Genomic DNA, 23421 nt, shown 5'->3' with positions numbered 1-23421 from the left:
CGGCCGCGAGTCAAGATCGCTCGGGTTAAACCGAAGAAAAGATAGTTAAGAAGTTGTTAAGTCGGTTAGAGAACTTCGACGGACAAAAAGGTGATATCGTCTTGGGCTTGTTGTCCCGAAAGAAAGGATTGAACGTCCGAAAATACGGACTTTACCATTTCCGGAACGGGTTTGGTGGATTCCTTAAGGATCGATTCGAGCAGGCGATCCTCGCCGAATTCCTCCTCGAAAGAGTTGAACTCCTCCACGATTCCGTCCGAAAAGAAAAACAACTTATCCCCTTGGGAAATTTCTAAAAACTGAGAATGATATTTGACCTTGTCCGAAATCCCGATGATCGGTCCGCTTTTCGATAAACGGGTGATCGTGGAACCGGAAAGAAAAAATTGATCCGGATGTCCGGCCGCCGAATAGGAAAGGGTTCCTTCCCCCGTGTCGACGTCCGCGATGAGGCAGCTGAAAAAGGATTTGATCGCGCTGTATTTCGCGATGATCTCCTTGTTGAGTTCGGAAACGACTTCTCCGGGAGGAAGATCGAGATACTTTAGACTTTCGTATTCCGATTTGATCAACATGGTGACTAACGCGGCTTGAACTCCGTGCCCGGTCGCGTCCGCCAAAAAGATTCTCACCTTGCCGGGAGAAATTTCCGCATAGTCGTAGATGTCCCCTCCGACCTCGTTCATCGGAATGTATTTCGTGAGGATATAGATTCCGCCTAACGTGGCTTCGGGTTTCGGGAGAATTCGATCCTGAATTTTTTGCGCGTAGAGAAGATCTTTTTGAATCAGGCTGATCGTATTATTGAGTTCGGAAGTTCTTTCGATGACTTTCTCTTCGAGTTCGGCGTAGAGATTCGCGTTTTCGATCGAAATCGCCGCTTGTCCCGCTATGAGTTCGAGGGTTTGAATCCTGTTTGGCGTGAACACTCCCTTGACCAACTGGTTTTCGAGATAGAGAACCCCTTTGAGGCTTCCCGCGTGAACCAGAGGAATACAGATCACGGATTGTGGACGTTTCTCTTTGATGTATTGATCCGTAAAATCCTTGATCGACGAAGAATCGAACCCGCTCGTAGAGATCATTTTTCCGGTTCTAAATACGTAATTCAGATAAGAAACCGGATATTGGGTTTCGTCCAGCTCGGGAAGATTTTCGACTACGATTCCCGTTTCCCCGCTTTGACCCGCGAGAAAGACCATTAGATTCTTATTATGTAAATGAAAATAAATCGCGCGAGTCGCGCCGGCGGTTTCCATCGCGATCTGAATCAGTTTTTTGAGCAAGTTATCGAGTAAGATTTCTCCGGAAAGAAGATTATACGTTTTTAATATGATTTCCTGATCCAAATCGGGAGCGTTGTTTTGGGCTTTTCTTCCCATCGCTTCGGGAGAAAGGGAAAGATTCAAACGGTTTGCAAAACGATTTTCCAGTTCTTCGGTTTTTACCGACGCTCCCCATCTCGAGTAGAAGTCGATCGCTTGTTGGATATAATGGTTCCCGAGGGAGAAGTTCCCGATTTTATAATGAAACTTTGCCGCGATTTCGCAGGAAAGGGCCTGAAAGGAAACGAAGCCGGATTCCTGAAAGAGTTTGATCGCCTTTTCATAACCCGCGATCGTTTCCGCGACTTTGCCTTTGATTCTTTCCTCTTCGGCGCGTAATAGTTCGAGGAGTCCCATGAAGTTTTCGGGACAATCCTTGCTCCATTTTTCGAAATGAGTCTTCGCTAATTTTAGTTTTTTTGAATATTTGATCCGATCTCCAAAGGAGAATTCGTGAAAATTGGCGAGAATCGTTAATCCGTAAAAGAACCAAAACTCCGCGTAAGGAATCAATCCGAACGCGTTTTGAATGAGTTTTTCGCCTTCCAATCCGGCTGCGAGCGCCTTGTCGAATCTTCCGGTAAAGTAATAGAGTTTTGTGAGATCGTGATAGTAATACGAAAGCGCCGTGTAATTTTTATCTTCCACGATTCTTTTTTCGAACTCTTCGCTTTGAAACTCGGAGTCGTTTAACGAATCGGGAGAAGACGTTCTGCCCGCGAGAGCCTTGATCAACTGGTGTGAACTTTTTGCGATCGTAAACGCAAAGTCGTCCCGAGTCGCGGTGAAATATCTTCCAGCGCTTTCCACGTCGGCGAGAAGTTCTTCGATCGGGGAAGAAGCGAAGATCTTTTTCTGCATCTTTGCCTGAATGCTGAAGCCCGCGTAAAAGATATCCCCGTTCTGCAGGGCTCCGTTGTGAACGTCGTCTAACAATCCTATCTCGAGAGTGATATGCCGCTTCCAGTGACAGAGATAAGCGGAATACACGTATTGAACCTTCCACTTTACGAGATCGAAGGGAATCTTTTCGTTTAGATCCATGGAAAGTCTGGAATAACGGATCGCTTGGTTTAAATCCTTCAGCGCCTGGTTGACGATCATTCCGTAACCGCTGTACGCGATCGGGCTGCTTCTCGAAACTCCCTTGGTCAAAGACGTATTAAACATCTTTAATACGATGAGGGCGAATAGATTCTGATTGTACGTAAACGCCGAAGGACCGAGATCCGCAAATAGATCCATCAACGCCTGATATTCCGGTTCCGAGTTCTCCTTTGCGTGAACCAATTCCGAATCGGATTTACCTTTGGATAAGATCAAAGAGAGAAAAAGTTCCTTGAACAAAGTCAACGTCACCTTCAACGGAGAAGAAGGGATATTGATCTTAAACCGTTTCATCGCGCGCAAACCTGCGAGAACCGCATTCTCCACCTTGTTCATTTTGGAATAAAGCCTGACTTGGATTGCGTCCGCGCGGATGTATTGAAGATCGGGGAGGTTCAACGTTTCCAAGGATTCCAGGAGCTGCATCGTTCGTTCGTAATTGTTCAAAAGATATTCGGTTTCCGCGGTTTCCAAAATCACGTTCGAATACAGTTCCAAATCCTTGATCAGTGCCTCTCCGTCCAAGGAATTCAATGCGGAGTTGAGGTATTGCAGGGAACTTTCGTAGGAACCGGAACTCTTCGCCTGAAGGCCGGCCTTATAGTTCAGAATCGTAAGATTCTTTTTAAGATCGTTTTCTTCGATCGTATCCACGGCTTGGTTCAAGTGATTGGTGATCTGAAAGAGCGTGCGGTTTTTCGGGTTCGGACCGTGCAGCGTTAAAAGGGCGATCCCCACCTTCTTATGGAAATCCTTCCGTTTCCAATCTTCCAATAAACTGTAAGCAGCCTGTTGCACCCGGTCGTGTGAAAATCCGAAGGCTTGTTCGGACGAAACGCTTTCCTCAAACAAGGAATGATCCTGATTGTGCGAAGGCGTCAGAAGACCTTCTCGAACCGCTTCCCAAAGGATTTGATTGAGTTTAGAAGTATCAAAAAAACGTAATTTACTAATAAATCCCGAAGTGAATCTTTCTCCGAGACAGGAGCAAACTCCTAAAAGTTCCTGAACGCCCGGAGAGAGTTCTCGGATCCTTTGGCAGAGAAGGTCGATCACGTTATCCGCAACCGGAAGACGGGAAACTTTTTCCAAATCCCATTTCCAGAGTTTGGATTCGAATTCGTAGGAGATGGAGTTCGTTTTTTCGGCGGCCCGCAGAAGCTGCACGATCGCGAACGGATTTCCTAAGGTTTTTTTATGAAGCGTTGACGCGACGGACTGAATCTGCTCTTCGGGTCCCGGCGCTAAATCCTGAAGAAGACGATAGATGCTGTCCCCGTCCAAAGGATCGATCGTGATCTGATTTCTGGAAACCTTGTTGCTTTCGATCGACTCCAAGACTTTCGAGAAAGGGCTGGAAGCTTCGATCGCTTCGGGGCGAAACGCGAGAATACATAAGAAATTCTTAATTTTAGAATAGATCAAAAACGTTTCGATCAGCTTTAAACTCGCGGGATCGGCCCACTGCAAATCGTCCATGTAAAGAACGAGAGGGCGGCTGAGTTCCGAGATCGCCCGGATAAAGTTGCGTAACGTAAAGTAAAATCGGTTTCTATTTTCATCCGGAGGAAGTTCCGCGAGTTCGGGTTGAGGCCCGATGATGAATTCCAATTCGGGAATTTGGTTCAGAAGAATTCTTCCGTTTGCGCCCGTGTATTGTTGGATCAACCGTTTGAATTCGCGGATTTCCTTTTCCGGTTTGGAAAGAAAGATCGAAACCAAAGCCCGCAAGGAATGGATCAAACCCCCGAACGCGACCGAGGTTTCGTATTGGTCGAATTTTCCCTGAACGACGATTCCGCCCCGTTCGGAAATACTTTTCAAAAAGGAACGGGCGAGCGCCGATTTCCCGGAGCCCGATTCTCCAGTGATAAAAACGAGTCCGGTTTCACCGCGGAAAACCTTATCCAAAGAGGATTCCAAGACCGCCTTTTCCCGATCGCGTCCGTACAACGAAGAAGAATCGAACGTCAATTCAGGGACGTCTCTCGAACCCGGAACGAACGTCGAATCGTTGCCCGCGTTTCGAAGCTCCTGTTGGCAGAGTTCCAAATCGTAGATCAACCCGTTAATGGACGCATAACGTTGTTCCGGATCTTTTTCGAGAAGTTTCGCGATGACGGACGAAACGGACTGCGGTAATTCTTCCCGAATCGTATGAACGGGTGCGGGTCTTCTCGCGAGATGCGCGTGCAGAATTTCGTTTCGATCCTTGGAGGAAAAAGGCAAGGTCCCCGTGATCATCTGATAAAAGATGATTCCCAAGGAATAAAAGTCGGTGCGAAGATCGAGCACACGCGAAAGTCTTCCGGTCAATTCCGGAGGTATGTAAGAAAGAATCTCCGCGGACAAGTCGGGCGTGATCGAAGGAGAAGTGTCCTTACCCGAAAACGTGGCCGATGAAAAGTCCGTGATTCTTGCGACTCCGGTTTCGGGTTGAATCCAGATATTTCCGGGCCGCAGCGCTTGATGAAGAATTCTCTTTTCATGAATTTCTTTCAGCGCGAGAGAGATACTCATGGCAATCTCAAAGAATTTCTCAACAGAATTAACACCGTTTGGAAACATTCTGGAGAGAGGAACGGAGCCGCAGTCCTCAATGACGAGTATCGGAACGTCTTCGTGACGGATCAGTTCGAGGGAATTTTGGATGCGCGGTCCTTTCGCAAAACTTGAAATTCTAAAGTCGTGGTGGATCTTCTGAATCTCTTTGCGAGAGGGATTTTTTTGACGCAGCAATTTGAGAAGAACGTGCTTCCCCGATCTTTGATCCAGAGATCTGTATATCAGAAACTGATGATCTATGGAGAAGGATTCGAACGTTTCAAAGCCGGGGAGTTCCATCTAGGAAGAACTGTGATATTCTCCCTAGGATTAAAATCAAAAAGAAAAAAATTTCGTTTTTGAAATTAAAGGAAACAACTTGCGGCTTCGATCCCGCTCACGACGGTGCTTTCCACGCAGCCTGCGTTTAACACCGAATTTTGAATCCAGTCTCCGGTGATTACGAGATTGGAATATCCGTTGTCCCCCGCGGGAAGTCTGTATTTCGTGGAGCCTTTCACCGATAAGACATATCTTTCCGTGGGTTGAATATTTAATCGGACATATTGCGAGTCGATCCTCTTTGCACCGAGGGTCTTGTCCTGATCAATCAGCAAATTCCAGTTAAAGCCGCTCGCCTTTCCCGTCGGAGTGGAAGCCGGCCAAAGGCCGCGCGCGTCCTGATCGAGAAACTTTACGATTCTCGCTTTCAACTTTTCCATCTCGGCCGGGATGTCCGGGTTCTCTAAAGGATTCTTAGGCGCGATCCCTGCGGGAGAAGGGCCGCAGAAATACGCGATCTGATTCGGAAATAGGGAGTCGGGCCAGGATTCTCGATTGATGAGATGACTCATGTCGCACCAAGTATCGAACGGTTCGACGTACGATCCGAGAATCGGAGGTTCGTTTTTCCAATACTTCCAACCGAGTCCGGCCGTATCGGGGAACATCCAGAGTTGAAACGCGTCCGTCAGACAAGTTGTGATCGCTTCGGTCATCTGTTTCCACTGCGCGTTCTCTTTAAGAATCTGCGGACATACGAAAGGAATCGCTCCGATGGAAATTCCGAACACGAGACGATCGAAATCCTTTCCGTATTCTAGAACGATCTCCTCTCTATCCTTCCAATCGGACCAATAGTTTTCCAGATCTACATTCTCTTTTTTTAATATTTCTCCTTCCACGATCTGATCGTAGAGGGGTTCGCTCGGCCAACAACCCAATCCTTTGACGTCGATCAAGGGAGAATATTCGTCATTCTTTAAATTCACCTGCTTTCCGACGCGCACCGATTGAATGCATGCCTTTCCGTTTGAGGTTCCCGGAATCAGATCCCTCACACGATGAAAGAATTTGATGTGGACCCCTCTTTTTTTCAGGATTTCATACATAGGAGTAAGAATGGTGTCTCCCATTCCCGCCTGCATTCTATACGCGACCGCGCCCTTGTAAGTGAATACCATGCGAAGCGCGCCCTTGAGAGCCGTTCCCGCGGCGAACGTATATTGATCGACTCCTCCGAATACGAGTCCGTAGATCGCTTGCACGATCGCGGAGTTGATCGTGAGTTCGCTCGCTCCGTGATGTCTCAGCCATTCCCTGTAGTCGTAATCGTCGATGCTTTCAAACCCTTTTTCGAAAACCTTATCGACGATCATCCCTTTGATGTTGGTAAGACTGAAGTCCATCAGAATCCAGAAACGTCTCGCTTCCGTGTTGGATTCGATTTTTTTCTCGATTCTTTGCCAAAGCGTTTTCATAAAAAGATCCAGAACCCTGAGAAAACGATCGTGAGGGAAGTCGTTGCTGAGTTTATCCAAAAGATTTTTTAGAACGAGAATGGTTTTCCCGATCAGATCGAGGCCTACGTCTTCGATCGTATCTTCGATCCATTCGAGTATTTGTTTCCAGATGCTTTGATCCTCCGAATGTTCGTTATCGGCGAATATGTATTGCTGATTGTCTTTGTAGTATTGATTCACATAATCGAGAATTAAGGAGGGATACGTTTTCGGATCGGGAAGTTCGACCGATTCTCCTGGAATCTGATCGTTCATCGGAAATTGAATCGGCCAAGGTTGATACGAACCGTTTACGTTTTCCTCCAATACGAAATAGTTCGCGGGTTTGAAGGCTTCTTCCCAAGTCGCCAAAGGCTGGGTGAGAGTTCTTCCTAATTCGCTGTAACATTTTTGGATGAGTTGAAACGCGTGATCGTAAAATCCGAACCAAATATGAAGTCCGTGTTCTTCGATACGATTGTATACGGATTGATTTCTGCCGCTCGCGCATTTTCCGCCGAGTCTCCAGCCCAGCTGATAAACCGTAATATCGTATTTCCGATCCCAACCCGGTTTGGAAGTGATTTCGTAAGCCGTGACGAGCGAACTGAGTCCTCCTCCTAAAATGACAATCTTTTCCTTCTTATCCGCCATAAAGCTACCCGTAATCTCCGTTGTCTGACTTGTTCAATAAAATCGTATATTCTAAACTGTTTATGTGTTTTGATGAATGATTTTTCCGGGAGAAAAATCGAAATCGAAATCGCACCAGATTCCGAACTGGACCGGAACCGAAGTCCCTTTTAAACCGAAGTCGGAGATAAAAGGAAAATACGGATTGTCCAGAAGATCGAGGACGTAGTTCCCTTCCAACAATCCGCCTTTACGGAAATGCGTTACGTTGCTGCTCGCCTCCACGATCGCCTGATAACAAGCCTTAGTCGGATCGGCCGCGTCCCGGAATTGTTTTAGAAAAACCATTCCCAGTTCGGGAGAGAATAAAAAGTCCAGAAGGTTGATCACAAGTCCCATTCCCGGAATCGTAATCTTGGAAGGATCTCCGAAAAGAATCTCCGCAAACTTGCTTCCTATCTTGGAGAATTCATCGTAGGATTCTTTCGTTTGAGAACCTCCGGGAGGACAAGTCAACGTGAACATTCTTTGCGAAATCGCCTGACGGTCCTTGCCTCTCGGAGTGATCGCGTCTACGGAAAAATATTCGGGAGGAACTTGAAGAGAAGGCATTTGAAAATCGCCTTGAATTTTGTGAAAGCCGTAGATCTCTCTTCCCGTCGCCATCGCTGTTGGAATGTCCACAAAAAGATACGGTTGATAAAAACGAATCCGAAGCGGATCTTTTGCGAACAGCGGAATCCAGAAGCCTACGTCTGTTTCTTCCACCCATCCGCAATCGTTTCCGGGAACGAGGTATTGTTGTTTGGCGAAAACTAAAAATAATTTATCGGTGAACGCCGAATAATGGGCCGTTCCGTTTGCGGGTCCGTTCAGATCCCGGTCGACGATCGATTGAATCGCATTCCGATTTCCTTCTATGCAAAAAGAATAAAATTCCACCTGTTTCATCTGATAAGGCGGAGGAAGTTCCTGTTCGCCGCCGCGAACAACGTAATTTGCCATGCACGCTCCTGTTACAATCGGGGTTCAAGGTTTCTTACAATTGTAAAATATTGTAAATAATAAAATTACTAAAAGCGTATGTTTCTTTTGCTCCTTGAATGGGGAAGGCGATTTAAAAAACGGAAAAAAAGAAGGTGTGTGTTTGAATTTTGCGGTTTGATTTCGTCGGGTGGGATTGTGAACGATTGTTTTTGTTTCGGAATCCGCGAGAATTTTAACGAGATATAACCTAACGCGTCTCAGGTGAAATCGGTTTTCGGCCAGTTAATTTATGCCAAAGTTCGATTTCTTCCCGCTTCTTTTCGCGAAAACGGACAAATCGATCTTTTGAATCCTTGTTCCAGATTAGAATTTCATGATTTTCACAAGCGATGACGGATTGCGGCGCTCCGAATTCTTTCTTTAGAATTGCCTCATCCAATCCGGGTAAAACGGCAAAGTTGTATTCTTGCGCGGGAATTCTTAGATACCAACTCCAGGAATTCTGCCAGTATTCCGGATGAAGATCCCCTAAGTAATTATCGGCTCTGATTTCCTTTTTCGAGAAAATTCGAATTCTTCTGGAAGTCCAAAAATCGGAAATTCCTCGGTTTAAGGAAAATCGTTCTTGGTTCGCGTCCAGGCAATCGACCAAAGAATCTTGGTAAGGTTCTCGAACCGAGTTTGTGCGAGCCGAAGCAAAGAAAACGAGACCAAAGAACAGAGTATACAGAAATATGAATATTCCTTTATTATAATTTAATGGGAATTCGGACAGAAATAAAATCAGGATCGGAAACCAAACGAACAATAGAGGAAGAAAATACCGCAATGGAACTCCGTCTTTTTGAAAGATTCCGGAAAGATTTCCGGAAATAAAAATTCCGATTGTGGATACGATCGCACTTAAAATGAGAAATGCAAGAATTCGATTTGCGCTGCGCAGCCGCCGTTTGTTTAGCGAAGAATTGGTTTGAGAATCTACGGTATTCTTTGTTGGATCAACCGAACTCGGACTTGCCACGTTTCGTTTCTGAAACATTCTCCAGAGAAAAAGTGACGGAAGTATTCCGATCCAGAAATAAAACGAAATCGGATTCGTTTTGAGTTGATGCGAGATCGTGGTTGTGATCGGCTCCCAAACGTTCCAGGAAGGAGTTCCCGTGTAATAACCGGTCGGAATAAACACAAAGTCCGATTTCGTTAAGGCTCGATACGCAAACCAACAGATTCCGGTGGAAAGAATGAGAAACAACAAGCGCGCAACAGTTTCCCGATTCCGCTCCGTTTTCCATTCCCACGCCGCGAGTAAAATGCAGGGAATAGAAAAATAAAATACGAATAAAGGATCGGATGCGATCAGAAGAATTTGCAACGCTCCAATGAAGGTCCGCTTCAGGACGAGTTTCCATCCTTCTCGCAAGAAAGGAGTTTCCGATAAACGAAGATTCTTTCTCCATAAACCGAAACAGATAAAAGTAAAGGAAAGGGCGTTCCCGTGTGAGGCAAAACCTAAAATCGGAAAAAAGAACGCGTTGACGGAAACGAGAATTAAAAAAGAAGAATATGCTAAAACGATGATTTTTCTTGTTTTGGTTTGTTCGGTTTGCGATGTATTTTCGGTCTCGAAAGCGAACAAAAGCGCAAACAATAAGAACAAGGCTTGTCCCAAAAACGCAAGATAAACGCTCGCGATTCCGTCGCGCACAAACGTTCGAATCAAAAACGCAATCGCAACGTCCGGAAAGAAATACGGAGAAGGAGTCAAACTCCAACCGCGCAGCGAGTTTCCGTCTTCCATCAAATCCTGTTGCAAGACCATTGGATACAACGTATCCGCGTTGAATGCAAGAGATCGAATTTCGGGGTTTTCGTTCAGCGAAACCGTAAAAACGAAAAGAGCGATTCCAAGCGGAATGATTTCTTTTAGGATTTGCAGTTTCGTTTTCATCGGCTGTGTAAAAACGAAAGCGGCCCGAAAGGAGCCGCTTAGATTCGAATTTTATTGTGCAGTTGGCGTGGAAGCATTTGTCTTTGTTTGGTTTGACGGAGTCGTGGAGGTAGGCGCCGGAGTTACGGCCGGTTCCTTGTCTACGACGGTGATTCCGTTCTTCTTATCCACGGTTCCGCCTTCCACCATGACTTGCAGAGAACGCAGTCCCGGTTTGTTGCTCGCCAGCCATTTTTGAAAATTGGAAATCTTCTGAACGCAATAATGAAATCCTCTGTCCGTCGAAATTTCGGAACCGGGAGACCAAGGAAACAAATCCCTGCGCACCGAGATCGTTCTGACCACAAGGGATTTGTCGTCGACCGGAAGATTCGAAATGGAATTCTTAAATTCCTGAGGATATGCGAAGTATTCTTCCGCGTTGCTGAAATAGATGATTCCCACTTTGTGTCCGACTTTTTTCAACGTGTTTCCGATTCCGGTTAACGTAGTATTTCCGAGAAGGTTTCCGCGAACCGGAAGAATTCTTCCCTCGACCGCGAGTTTGCGGATGTAAGCGTATTGCTCGTCGTCGGTTTGAAACATCTTGTAATCGTATTTTTTGGAAAGCATCAAGTTGGTTCTATGACGTTTTCGGATAAACGGAGAAGCTTGTTTGTAAACCTTCTTGTACACTTCGGGATCGGTCAAAGAAGTCTGAATCAGTTCGAGAGCTTCCTTTTCTCCTTCCTTTCCCCAGAGACGGATAAAATCCTCTTTCTTTTCTCCCTTTTTCAAAAAGAGAATCGTGATCGTATTCGCGTGAACCACGATCTGCGTAAAGTCCATGAGATAAATGAAATCCGATTTCGCCCAAGCCGCGATCGTAAGATTCTGTTCCGATCCGACTCCGACATACGCGTTGCCCACGTTTTGAACGTGAGGAATCAGAAGGTCCAGACGGTCTTCGTTGGAAACGGTCGTGTCGCCTACGTCCCATTTGGTGGGAACGAGGGTTTCTTGCGGGGTTTCTTTGAGAATTTCAAGTTTGGAAACGAGATCCTGTTCGCTCAACGCGGAACGGTTTTGGGTTTCCTTGATCTTTTCCGAGCCGGAGCAAAAGGAAAAACCGAGAACCAAGAACGTAAGAAAAGAATAAATTCTTAAATTAGAAAAATTGAACATGTTATTTGTTTGCATCCTTTGCGCAGCGGAATCCGAAGTGATGGTATTCCGGAAAATTTTCGGGGATATGAGATCTTCTTTTGGAACCTCTTGCGTAACTTGCGGGCCACCACCAAGAACCGCTTTTTAAAACCTTTTTCGTATGACCGGGACAGACTTCTTTTCCGTCGCAAGGTCCTTTCGGATCCTTTCCGCGGCAGGCTTCTCCGCACGCTTTGAAGGAGGGAGAATACCAATCTTGAGTCCATTCCCAGGAATTTCCGGCCATGTCATAGAGTCCGTACACACCTGGCGCTCTCGTTCCCACGTTGGCGGTCGGCATGAGATGAGGCTTGTCCGTTTTTTTAGCGGCGCAGCCTTTGACGTCGCCGACTTCTATGATCGCTCGTTCGCAGGTTGCGGGTTCGTTTCCCCAAGGATATAGATTTCCGTTGGTTCCTCTCGCCGCTTTTTCCCATTCCGCTTCGGTGGGAAGACGTTTGCCCGCCCATTCGCAGAATTCCTTCGCGGTGTACCAGCTGATTCCCGCGGCCGGTTGTTTGGGACCTAAATACGGTTTACCATAACGCGGACCGATGTAATTGCATTTACCGGTCTTTAAACATTCCTGGCATTTACCCGCATTCTTACACTTGTCGAGTTCTTCGTTCGTGACTTCGTATATATCCATATAGAAGTCGCTGACATACACTTTCTCTTCCGGCTTTTCGTCCGCGTCGTGCGTGTTGCTTCCGCGGATGAATTCTCCCGCAGGAATACATTTCATACCCGCGATTTCCTTGCCGCCGCAAGAGGAAGAATCCGCGAGAAGTTTACACATACATCCGATGCAGATGACCGAAAACGCGGCGGTCAAAAGAAGAATGTTCCGAAGTTTCGATTTCATTGAAGGATAGACTGAAAAAGGAAACGGACAAATCAACATAAAAATCTCTGGATTCTTAAAGCGACCCGAGCAAAGTAGCTCCAGTCGTCGAATCGAATGAAAACGCGTTTTGTCTATACGCTCCGAGCCGTCTCGATCGCCTTTCTCGGCGTGTTCGTATCGATTTCCTGTTCCGGTTTTTTTCGAAAGAAGATTCCGAATTCTCCCTTAAACGATCAAAGAAAGATGCTGCTCGTTCGGATCGAACCCGGACGTCTGGGAGAGTTTCGGGAGAAAACCGGAGGAAGATATTCCATCAGTTATCAGGAATCCGATTCCTATTTTTCCGTGATGAGCAAAGAGGACGTGGATCGCGCCGGATTTTCATCGCCCGGAATCACCGTGGTCAAACAATACTTTCCGTTTAAATATTACTCTGGAAACTATCAGGATCTGATCAACGAACGATTCAACGGACTGGACGATTTAAAGAAGGGATATAAGGATAATATATTAAATATTCATTATCTACTCGGGATTGCGAATCATTATTCCAAACTGGCACGCGTGCAGGTGATCGGAAAAACCGCGAGAGGGAGGGAAATTCCCGCGCTGATTTTGACGAACACGAACGTTCCCGATAAGGAAAAGATCTCGGTTCTTTTCAACTGCGCGCATCACGCGAACGAAGTCATATCGATCGAACACTGCTACGATATCGTCTATTCCGTTCTTTCCAAACCGAAGGAATATGATGAAATTCTAAATAAGTTGAAGATCTGGGTCGTTCCGATCGTCAACCCGGACGGTGCCAGACATTTTTGGCACGTTTCCAATCTGATGGGAAGAAAGAACGGTTATCCGGGAGCCGGACCGGTAAACGACAAACTCAATCCGGGCGTGGATATCAATCGGAACTATCCGTTCTTCTGGGGAAAAACGGGAGGAGGGTATTCCTCTCCGAATCCTTCCAATTATTTTTACAGAGGGCCGTCGCCCGGCTCGGAGCCCGAAACGAAGGCGATGATGGATCTCGCCAACAAGGAACGTTTTGCGGCTTCCATCAGTTATCATGCGTATGCGAATTGTCTGTTGATTCCCTATTCCATCGATTCGTTGATGAATCCCGAACCGGATATGGCGGGAGAATTGGGAAGAAAAATCGCCGCTTCGGTCGCGAGCCTCAATCCGGAAAAGGAATTCGAAGCGAGAAAAAACATCTATCCGATCGATGGAGTGGATCAGGATTATTTCTACTTCGCGCACGGAACTCTCGCGTATCTTCTTGAAACCACTCATCTCAATCCGGTTTATAAGGAAGTGGAGAAGGTCAATCTTTCCCTGCGCGAATCCTGGAACATTTTGTTAAACGAAGTCCTCGAAGGAAGAAAGATCTTTTTGAAGATCACGGACGAACTCGGAATTCCTCTCGAAGCGAAGGTGGAAATCGATCGGGTGAAATACTTTCAGGAAGAAGTGCGCGTCTCCAATCCGAACAACGGGTTCTTCTTTCAGTTGTTCCCCGATCGCAAAGAAACCAAGATCAAAGTTTCGAAAGAAGGATATGAACCCGTGGAAATCCGTTCCCGTCCGAATCGAAGTTGGGAACCGCTCAAAATCGTATTGAGGAAGAGCAAAGCCTGATGTTCAACCTGAAACAATTCGGAAACGAAGCGTATCTGATTCTCTGCACCTTGATCTGGGGCGGCACGTTTACGATGACGATCTTCGGGCTCAGAGACACTTCGCCTTCGATCTTCTTGGGTTTGCGTTTCGGAATCGCGAGTTTGATCTTTTTTCCGTTCGCATGGAAAGAATTTAAAAACGGAAAAATTTGGTATCCCGGCGCGTTTCTTCTCGGAATGTTTTTGTATCTCGGGTTCGCGTGTGAGACGGTCGGATTAAAAACTACAACCGCGACCAAGTCCTCTTTTTTAATCGGAACGTTAGTCGTCATTACTCCGTTTTTGGAGGCGGTCTTCAAACGAAGAATGCCCGCAAAGGGAAATCTTTTGGGAGCCTTGGTCGTTTTTATCGGAATCAGTCTTATTTTTTTGGGAGAAGTGGGAAGGGAAGGTTCGTTGCAGATTGCGAGCGGCGATTGGATCACCCTCGGCGGAGCGCTTTTCTTTTCGCTCTACATCATTCAGATGGATCGGATGGGCTCCGATACTCCGATTCGAGTTTCGGTCTTTTATCAATCGTTTGTGGCCGGTTTTTTCGCCCTCTTATCCGTGGTCGTTTTGGACGTAAGCGGAATCGAAGAGGCAAAATTGAATCCGAGTATGAGATTGATCCCGGGAGTTCTTTACAACGCGTTGTTGGCTTCGGTTCTCACGACGTTTCTGCAAACCAAGTATCAGCATCACGTTTCGCCCACGAGGGTCGGAATCATTTTTTCTCTCGAACCCGTTTTTTCTTCGATCATCGCCTATTTGTTATTAGGTGAAACTTCCGGACCGATCCGAGTTACCGGCTGTGCGATCGTATTCGGAGGTTTGATTTTGGCCGAATTGATCGGGAAGGATCGAGAGTAATCGTTCGCTTCTGCGTCATTTTTTCTTTCGGATCTTTTTTATAAACCGCCGTTCCATCGAACGACAGAATCACCCTTTCGTTTACCACATACCCCGGACAAATTGTATTGGGCACATGCAAGTTGTTTTCCTCAATCGTTTGTCGGAACAATTAAGAATTTATGCTTGTTATAAGACGACATTTCGTTCTCGACCGGATTCATGATTCCGTTCGATACAAATCCGCATCGAGTTGGTTTATTAGAAATATTGAATCTTATATGCTTCTTTTTTCTTTCGTTTTAATTTAAAAATAACGTAAAAATCGAAAAAGACTTGTTATAGAATCGGATTTCAATCCGGATGCTTGCTTGCAAAAACGGCAAATCCATTCGAGGACGCAAACATGATTCGTAATTTTATCTATCAAAAGGGAAGATCGGAAAAATTTTGGACGATCGAAGTCTCTTCCGATTCCAAATCGCTGACGACGGTTCAAGGCGTTCGTCACGGCGATTCGAAATCGCAAACGGAATCTTTTGCATCGGAAGAACATTGTCAAAAGAAGGCGGAAAGTTCGATTCAATCCAAACTGAAGGAAGGCTACGAAGAGGTTCCGATCGGAATCAAAAACGTAAATCCTTTCGATTTAAAGATCGTCGCGGACGCCAAAAAATACAAAAGCGAGAAATCGAAAATCGACGTGAATCAATCCGTCGATATGATGAACGAAATTTTAGGATTGGAATTCCTAAAAGATTTAGAAATTTATAATGTTTTAGAAATTCCGGATCGTCTCGGCGACCTGAAAAATCTTACCGACTTTGAGATCCGCGAAAGTAAAAATCTCAAGTCGATTCCGCAATCCCTAGGGCAATTGACCGGATTGACCCGTTTGACGATCGAACGCACATCGATCGAAACCCTTCCCGATTCGATCGGAAATCTGAGTAATCTCACGAATTTATACGTTCAACACAACGAAAAATTAAAAGGACTTCCGGCTGCGCTCGGCTCGTTGAAATCCTTGGAGTTGTTGTGGGCTTCTTACAATCGGGAAGGCGAGGATAAAAAAGGGAAACGTCCATTAGAGATTTCGAATGCGATCGGGAATTTGGCAAAACTCGAAGAACTCAATCTTTGTTCGAACGGACTTTCCGATCTTCCGAAAGAACTAGGGAATCTTAAAAATTTGACCGAGTTGGAACTCAACTTCAACGTGTTTCAAAAAATTCCAGAATGCGTTTTTGAAATGGAGAATCTCGAAGTTCTTCAGATGATTTATTGTCCGATCCGAGAGATTCCGAAGGATTTCGTTAAACTCGAAACTCTTTCCCGTCTCGAATTGGAAGGTCACGAGATCAAAAACGTTCCCGAGGAAATTTTGGACGAAGGAGTGGAGTCCATTCGGGAATTCTTAAGTGATTCCGGAAAAAAAGAATCCAAGTCTTTCGTTTCCAATTCGGAGGAGTTGAAGAAAAGTCTGGAAGAACATAAGGATTCTTTGGATAAGTTTTACCGCGCGGTGAAGGACAAGATGTATCAGGAAAGCACGCGCAAGAAGTTCGCCGAACTGCAAGCGTATCTTTCGGGTGAAATCGACGAGGTTCCCAAAGCGGTCAAGGACGACCTCTATTACTTTCAATCGATCACGAACGTGTTGGCTCCGTTTCGAAATTGGTCCGCGGTGGATCATAGAATCCTCGCCTACATCACGCAAGGCGCTTGGTCCTTCGACAAAAACAACAAAGGATTTTTTGAAACGTTTTATCATTGGCTTGGAAAAGAAGCCGCGTCTCATCCCGAAGATAAGACCTTGTTTGCGGATGTTTTGAATTCCTTGCGGGGACACGGTTTGGAAGAAGGGAAACTTCTCGTGGAACGAAAACATAAGATCGACGATTACGTGTTTACCGCGGATCAAACGATCACTTCGATCGGACGATACGTTCTCGAACACGCAAACGAGCTGATACCGGATCTTTTGAAGGAAGGATTTCCTTCCGAGTTCGTCGAGCTGTTCGTGCGGGAAGACTTCAAAAAAATCGAACCCTATCTCGAAGAAATCACGAAGGTCAAGGAATACGATGGTTCGGACGGAAAAAAGCATGTTCCTTATTCCACGATTCGTATTCTTTCCAAAGCGAAGCCGAGCCTGATGGAACCGATCGTTCTCGATCGAATCGAGGCGATCGATTGTATTTCGTGCAAAGCGGAATTGATGCACGATCTTTATGAAGCGATGCCCGAAAAATATTCCGATAAAGCGATCGATTCCGCAAAACAGACGTTAGTTTATATTTCCAAAAAGAAGAATACGAATCTGGATCGAGGATATCGATTCTCCTGGTCGCTCGCGGATGGGCGCAGATACGAGGACAACACTCCGGAATACATAGAATGGCTTCTGCAAAAATTCGGCTCCCAACTGCAAACGGAGATTTTTCAATATGTGGAAAACACCAAGGTTCTCGATTTAAAAGTAACCGCCGTAGCCGCAAAGTATCTCGGACAGAACGCGATCGACATCGCCGGAGAAGCTTTGGACATGACGATTAAGAACGACGATATCGCGGGACATTTCAGACAGGCGTTCAACATTCTTTCCAATTTGGATTATTCCAAATACTACGATAAAACTTGGGAGATCGCAAAGAGCGAATATAAGAAGGTCAGCGAAACGGCTTGTCTTGCCTTGAGTAAATTGCCGGAAGACGTGGTTCTTCCCAAAGCATTCGAATTATTGAATGAAAAATCCGCTCACGTTCGAGAGGCGGCCGCGCTCGTTTTGAGTTTGCTGAACACTCCGAAGGCGATCCAAGGTTTGAAACCTCTGATCGAAAAAGAGAAGAACGACGATGTGCGCAACATCGCGTTGAAAGCGATGTTGAAATCGCCTGCGACGCTTACGATCCAGGAAGCGAAACAAAGAATCTCCGTTGCAAAAACATTAGGAAAACTGGATAAACCCTTGGCCAAGTGGCTGGACGAATCCAAACTTCCGCCGCTTTCTTGGAAAGATAAGAAGGCTTTGAGTGCGGAGGAAGTGCGTTATCTTTTTTACAGACAAAAAACGGTTTCAGCCGTCGAGATCGATCTCGAACTGCGGGACATTATAGAACACATCGACCGTGCCGGCTGTGAAAAATTTTCCCAAAGTCTGCTTGCGTTGATTCAAAAGAACGGAGGATTCAAAGCCCCTAACCGATTTGCGATCACCGTTCTGGGGATTTTCGGGACCGACTCGATCGTCCCCGCTCTCGAAACCGTGGCGAAAAAAGAAATGAATCTGAATGCTTGTTCTTGTCTCGGATTGATGCACACGATGACGGCAGCGGGTGCGTTGGATCGGATTTTGCAGACGTTCCGGACCAAATATCCGAACGTGCGCGAAGCGGCGGCGCAAGCTTTCGAGTCCATCGCGGAAAAGATGTCCTTAACCTCTTACGAGCTGCAGGATAAGATCATGCCCGATCTAGGGTTTACCGATCTGAGCAAAAAAATAAAGATTAGTAAAGTTGAATATATGCAAAGGATTTCTCCCGAACTCAAGTTCGTTTATCAAAATTCGGACGGAAAGGAAGTCAAAACCCCGAAAATGAACGAAGCCGAAAAAAAGCAGAATAAGGAACAAGCCGCGATTCTCAAGGATGCGGTGAAACAGTTCGGAATCAACCTGGAATATTATCTCGTCGTTCAGAGAAAGTGGGCTTGCGCGGATTGGAAGGATTTCTTTTTAAAAAATCCGATCGCAAACGCATACGCGCGGAATTTCATCTGGGTTCAAACTCTGAAACAAGGCGCAAAACGATTCTACGTTTCGGAAGCTCGAACCCTGGATCAAAACGATCGAACGTTTGAACTCGATCCGAACGCGAAGATTCATCTTTTGCATCCGCTTTCTCTCGATGAAGCGGAAAGAACTCTTTGGACTTCCAAACTCAAGGAAAAGAAGATCGACCCTCCGATCGTTCAGCTTGATCGGGAAACGCATTCCGTCGAGCCGGATGAAAAGAAGAAAACGATTTCCCGCAGATTCGAAGAAAAGTCGATGGTCGGAATTACGTTCAAAAATCGTGCGGAAAAATTCGGTTGGAGAAGGGGATCCGTCGTGGATGCGGGCGAAGTTTCTTCCTATCGAAAATTATTTCCGAACGAAAACGTGGAAGTCTATCTCAAGCTGCAGGGATTGAACGTGCAAAACTACGACTTTGAAGAGCCGGTCACCTTCAAAGAATTCTTTTTCGTTAAACACGGATCGATCGCGACGGGAAGTTACGTTTACGACGAACCGAGAAACGAAGAGGATCATCGATTGATTCCGTTCGAAGAAGTCGATCCGATCGTATATTCCGAAACCTTGTACGATTTGAATCGGATTCTGCAGTCTAAAAACGAAGAATGACGCAAGAACTCGATCTGGAACGAAGATGCAACGAGCTCGTAGGATCGAAAATCGAAACGGTTCGATACTACGGGCAATTTCAAAATTTTGAATCTGCGCACGGTATATCGGAATCGGTCTATCTTTTCTGCGATCAGAATCGCATTTTTCGTTTCGGATACGAGGACGAATTCTTTTTAAAATGGGGATTCGGGATTTCCGTGAAAAAAACGCCCCGCATTCTTTCCAAAGACGAAGAAGAGGAATCGCTGGAGGCGACTTCTCTCTGGAGAGAAAAACAGAAAACGGAAGAACTCCGAATCGAAAGGGTCAAGTTGCACTGGAGATACATATCCGACAGCCGTTTCGTGTTGTGGCATTCCTACAATCGATCCGATTATCCGCAGGACGTAGAACTGATTCTTTCGAACGGAAACAGCGTCTATGTCGGAGTAACAAAATTGTTAAGCGACGGACAATGTAAGCTGTTTACCAATCATCTTTCCGTTTTTTGGGACGCTCAGGAACGGGAAAGAACGTACGAAAAAGTGCAACGTCACTGAAAATACGGCCGCCCCTTGGTAACGATCGCCTCGTTCTCCCTTCAGTTTTGAGGAATTCCCGGATAATTCGCCCTTCTTAAAAACTGAACGAACGACTCGGCGAACTTTTTCGCGAAATCGGCTCTCGTGTTTTCGGCGTTGCGGAGATTGGGACCGGGGGTTTCCATCTGAAACGAATCGATTCTCCCGCTGCTGCCCGAACCGTACGTAGCCGTGTTATAACCTCCCGTAAAATAATGATTGGTGGCGGTCGTCGCAAAATTCCGCAGCTGACGATTGGGGAACGAAGGGAAGCCCTTTTCTTCCAAAAGCGTTCCCACCGCGTCGTTTCCGAGAATCGCTTCTTTCAACGTCATACTTCCGTTTTCAACTAACGAGCGTAAGCTGGATGACCGATGAAGATTGTTCGCGGCCCAGTTGTTTTCATTCGATTCCAATTCGGCCTCCGTCAGATCCAGACCGATTTGAACGATGTTCTCGTCCTGTGCGTGACCGTGAATGTCCACGAGAATCCCTCTCGTAAATTTTCCCGCGATATGATTTCGAGTGAGATTGATAAAACGATGAAAGTCCGCATAAGCTCGGAGGTTCGTTTGAAAGTCCGGATCGTTTTCGTTGTCCACGGCTTGACCTGTGGAACGATTCATATCGATCTTGGAACGATCCAAGTGATTGAGAATCAAATGCGGTTTTTTTCCGAGAAGTTTCTGTAGTTCGTTGCGGATCTTAAGCGCCAAGTCCGCCGTGTTCGAATCATTGCCCAGAGTTCCCATGGTTCGAGTTTTCATTTCCGCGGGTAAGAGCGAACCTCCGTGCGGAGCCGTAATGATGATCGGCAATTCTCCCACTTGAATTTCGGACCAATCGTTGGCGGCTTTTACGGTGTTGCATCCGATTTCGGGAATACAATTCGGATTCCCCGCTGCCGCAACGGCTTCGGCAATCGCGGAAGAAGTCAAAAGAAGGCTCAGATCCAAGTGCGATTTTTCGTGTTTGTGACACGCAACCAAAAGGAAGAATGGAATCGAACCTCTAAGAAAAAGATTTAAAATCGTATTCCATGAATTGAATGTAGTTTGCGGTTTTTTGTGAGATGTCTTCAAGGTGTCCTCTTTATAAAGCAAAGAAGACAACCGTCAAAGCGGGATAATTTTCCGTTTACTGCGGTAATTCATTCAAAAACAGAAAAGTATATTCAATTTATGGAATGAATCTTTAGTTATAAAATTAAATGTTATCCGCTTGCGTCGGTCTCAATAGATATTTCGTAGTATTCTAGTTAGGCGTTTTGAGCGATTTTCACATCGCCTGAAACGCAGGAGTTCCCACATTTTTGTGAAACTCGACATCTCGTTTTTAACTGGCGTTCGAGATTTTGGATAAACCCTTATTTTTATAGGAACGAGTAAGTAATACTCATTCAAATGGCCCATTTTATCCCGCCTACTTATTCTTATACTTATACTCCGATACTCTTCGGAATATAAACTGAATTTTTTAATTTCGAATCCAAAGGCAAAAAGATAGATTTTGCATGTATAATAAAAGTATGCGTTTTCATTTTTTGAACAAAAAAAATTTTCAAAACAATATGAATTCTTTGCGCGTAATTGCATTCCAAAAATATGTTTTTGAGATTCGGCATGGACTTCCCTTACAACGTTTCAATTTTTCTAAATATACGAATGCAATTCTTGGAATCTTTGTTCTATGTCTTTTGAATTGTATTCATCGGCCGAAAAAACCGGAACCCCCATACGCCATATTTCAACAGCTACTCAAACCCAACGTCGGCCCTTCAGACTCTTCGGACAATCCATCTGAATGTCCGGGACCTAATTTGAACTTCACACCGGCGGCGGTAACGGATACAGGACAAAACCAATGCTGGGATGCAACGGGAACCCTCGTGGCTTGTGCGGGCACCGGTCAGGATGGAGAATTCAACAACACACCTAATGTACGATCTTTTAGTGCGCCTACACAACACTGTATATATCCCAACGATTATACAACTCTGGATCAAATACACGGTTTAACTTGGAAAACCTGCGCTCAGGGACGGAGTGGAGCCGATTGTTCCGCAGGAGTGATCACTCCCATTACTTGGAACAACGCAGACGCGGGAGCTGCGGGAAGTTGTGTGGAACTCAATACTCTCAATAATGGTCGCGGCTACGCGGGAAAAACCGACTGGAGAATCCCCACCATCCGGGAACTTAGCTCTCTCATAGATAGTTCTGCGGCCGTCCCTCACATCGATGCGGCGGCGTTTCCGAATACAATTAGTTTAGTCGGATACATATCGAATACGACTCGAGTCCCTTTGCCGGGACAAGTGTTTCAGAGCGAATTTGCACTCGGAATGCATGCAACTAGCGTGGGTAAAAGCGTGCCTCGTTATTTGCGTTGTGTTTCGGGAAATCCGATTCCCGCGCCTTCCTTTGTGGACAATTCTTTTTTACCTCCTCCGGCGGTAGCAACAGATACCATTTTTGATCAGAATACCGGACTTCTTTGGCAAAAGTGCGCAGCTGGGCTTACAGGAGCAGGCTGTGCTGTAGGTGTCGCTAGCACAATCACTTGGACAGCAGCGCTCACCTATTGTGATATTCTTAACTTTGCGGGTCGCAGCGACTGGAGATTGCCAAATGCAAGCGAAATGCTCAGCATCGTTGATTATTCCGCGCCTATGGCTCCGTTTATATTTGGAGTCTTTCCTAATACTCCTGTGGCCGCAATTTCCTTTTGGACTTCCACAACCGGATCAGGAGTGTTGCTTGCCCGTGTATTCGGTTTTTACCCTGCAGGTTCCGGGCAATCGCTCGATGCACTCAAAGGAATGGGGACGACTGGATACGTTCGCTGCGTAACGAATGGACCTTAAGAATTCCTAAGCCGTAAATGAATGATCGAGAAAACATGCTACGATGAAGGTTGAACGCCATTCATAACAAACCAACTTATGAAAATTTTATAGAACAAATTTTATTCAGAATGAAAAGAGGTTACCCCATCAAAATAGATTCAAAAAATAGAATAGAGTCTGTTGAGAACTAGTTTTTCATTTGTATCCGTCTGATTGAAATGGACGTTTGAAGCAATTTTGTTAATCTCCAATCTTGAATTTCAACAACTCTAATGTGCTGGATATACATTAGGGAGAGGCAACTGATAGGAGCGTGCGAATCAAAGCAAAAATGAAAATCACCAGAACATTCAAGTTTTTGAATTTGATTTAATAGACCATGCAGTCCACGAAAATGAGCCGTTCTATGTAAGAAATTGACCCGGAGGCGGGCCGACGTCCGCCGAGACTTAAGTGATTTTTGAAGAAAAAATCCGCAAAAATCTCCCGCTTTTCGGAATAATTTTTACAATAATTGCTTGCCGGCGCACTTCGATTTTATACATTGGTTTTTACGACGCTTTGCCCGTTCGGGTGAAGTTTTCAGCGAACAACTGAAGCAAGTCAAAAGAGCGAGTGGTTTCACTCTCTTCCTTTTGTCTCGTTTTGGGAAACGCGAAAGATCTTTAACAACATATATACTGCGATAGAGAGGTTCTTGAGAGTAGAGGTGCTCTTGAGAACACAAAAATGTAA

Annotated in this window: 12 protein-coding genes; 5 read left to right on the top strand and 7 right to left on the bottom strand. The window is 45.6% G+C overall.

The features are described 5' to 3' along the window. Positions 1–65: 65 nt before the first annotated feature. The 6 genes from DLM76_RS19335 to DLM76_RS19310 form a co-directional block, all read right to left on the bottom strand. Complete coding sequence (locus tag DLM76_RS19335; RefSeq protein WP_118966261.1) at positions 66–5276, bottom strand: trifunctional serine/threonine-protein kinase/ATP-binding protein/SpoIIE family protein phosphatase; 5211 nt, start codon at positions 5274–5276, stop codon at positions 66–68. 65 nt (positions 5277–5341) lie between these two features. Further along, the gene (locus DLM76_RS19330) at positions 5342–7411 is read right to left on the bottom strand and encodes an NAD(P)-binding protein (RefSeq protein ID WP_118966260.1); all 2070 of its coding nucleotides are present in this window, start codon (positions 7409–7411) and stop codon (positions 5342–5344) included. A 60-nt stretch (positions 7412–7471) separates the two neighbouring features. Beyond that, positions 7472–8395 (bottom strand): hypothetical protein, encoded by a 924-nt coding sequence (locus DLM76_RS19325; RefSeq protein WP_118966259.1) that lies wholly within the window; start codon positions 8393–8395, stop codon positions 7472–7474. 229 nt (positions 8396–8624) lie between these two features. Continuing rightward, a complete protein-coding gene (locus DLM76_RS19320; protein ID WP_118966258.1) occupies positions 8625–10325 on the bottom strand; it encodes a hypothetical protein in 1701 nt (566 codons plus the stop codon). Positions 10326–10376: 51 nt separating this feature from the next. Beyond that, positions 10377–11489 (bottom strand): LIC_10091 family lipoprotein, encoded by a 1113-nt coding sequence (locus DLM76_RS19315; RefSeq protein WP_118966322.1) that lies wholly within the window; start codon positions 11487–11489, stop codon positions 10377–10379. Position 11490: 1 nt separating this feature from the next. Then, complete coding sequence (locus DLM76_RS19310) at positions 11491–12375, bottom strand: formylglycine-generating enzyme family protein (protein ID WP_118966321.1); 885 nt, start codon at positions 12373–12375, stop codon at positions 11491–11493. A 96-nt stretch (positions 12376–12471) separates the two neighbouring features. Between DLM76_RS19310 and DLM76_RS19305 the strand changes: the two genes are divergently transcribed. The 4 genes from DLM76_RS19305 to DLM76_RS19285 all read left to right on the top strand — a co-directional run bounded on the left by DLM76_RS19305 (position 12472) and on the right by DLM76_RS19285 (position 19817). After that, positions 12472–13998: a M14 family zinc carboxypeptidase gene (locus tag DLM76_RS19305; protein ID WP_118966257.1), complete on the top strand. Its 1527-nt coding sequence runs from the start codon at positions 12472–12474 to the stop codon at positions 13996–13998. Then, on the top strand, positions 13998–14891 hold the full coding sequence (locus DLM76_RS19300) for a DMT family transporter (RefSeq protein ID WP_118957464.1): 894 nt from the start codon (positions 13998–14000) through the stop codon (positions 14889–14891). The genes DLM76_RS19305 and DLM76_RS19300 overlap by 1 nt, the downstream gene beginning before the upstream one ends. 385 nt (positions 14892–15276) lie before the next feature. After that, positions 15277–19275 carry a DUF4132 domain-containing protein gene (locus tag DLM76_RS19290; protein ID WP_241548311.1) on the top strand — a complete coding sequence of 1333 codons (3999 nt, stop codon included), beginning with the start codon at positions 15277–15279 and terminating at the stop codon, positions 19273–19275. Further along, positions 19272–19817, top strand: a complete 546-nt coding sequence (locus DLM76_RS19285) for a hypothetical protein (protein WP_118957463.1) — start codon at positions 19272–19274, stop codon at positions 19815–19817. The genes DLM76_RS19290 and DLM76_RS19285 overlap by 4 nt, the downstream gene beginning before the upstream one ends. 41 nt (positions 19818–19858) lie before the next feature. On the opposite strand, the gene DLM76_RS19280 is transcribed toward DLM76_RS19285, so the two are convergent. After that, the gene (locus DLM76_RS19280) at positions 19859–20920 is read right to left on the bottom strand and encodes a hypothetical protein (protein ID WP_135582127.1); all 1062 of its coding nucleotides are present in this window, start codon (positions 20918–20920) and stop codon (positions 19859–19861) included. Between the two features lie 488 nt (positions 20921–21408). Here DLM76_RS19280 and DLM76_RS19275 point away from each other — a divergent pair, with 488 nt between their 5' ends. Then, positions 21409–22704, top strand: a complete 1296-nt coding sequence (locus DLM76_RS19275; RefSeq protein ID WP_425528944.1) for an Lcl C-terminal domain-containing protein — start codon at positions 21409–21411, stop codon at positions 22702–22704. Positions 22705–23421 lie beyond the last annotated feature (717 nt).

The sequence above is a fragment of the Leptospira yasudae genome, from assembly GCF_003545925.1.
Taxonomy (GTDB): Bacteria; Spirochaetota; Leptospiria; order Leptospirales; family Leptospiraceae; genus Leptospira; species Leptospira yasudae.
This window is presented reverse-complemented; position numbering and strand designations above follow the sequence as displayed.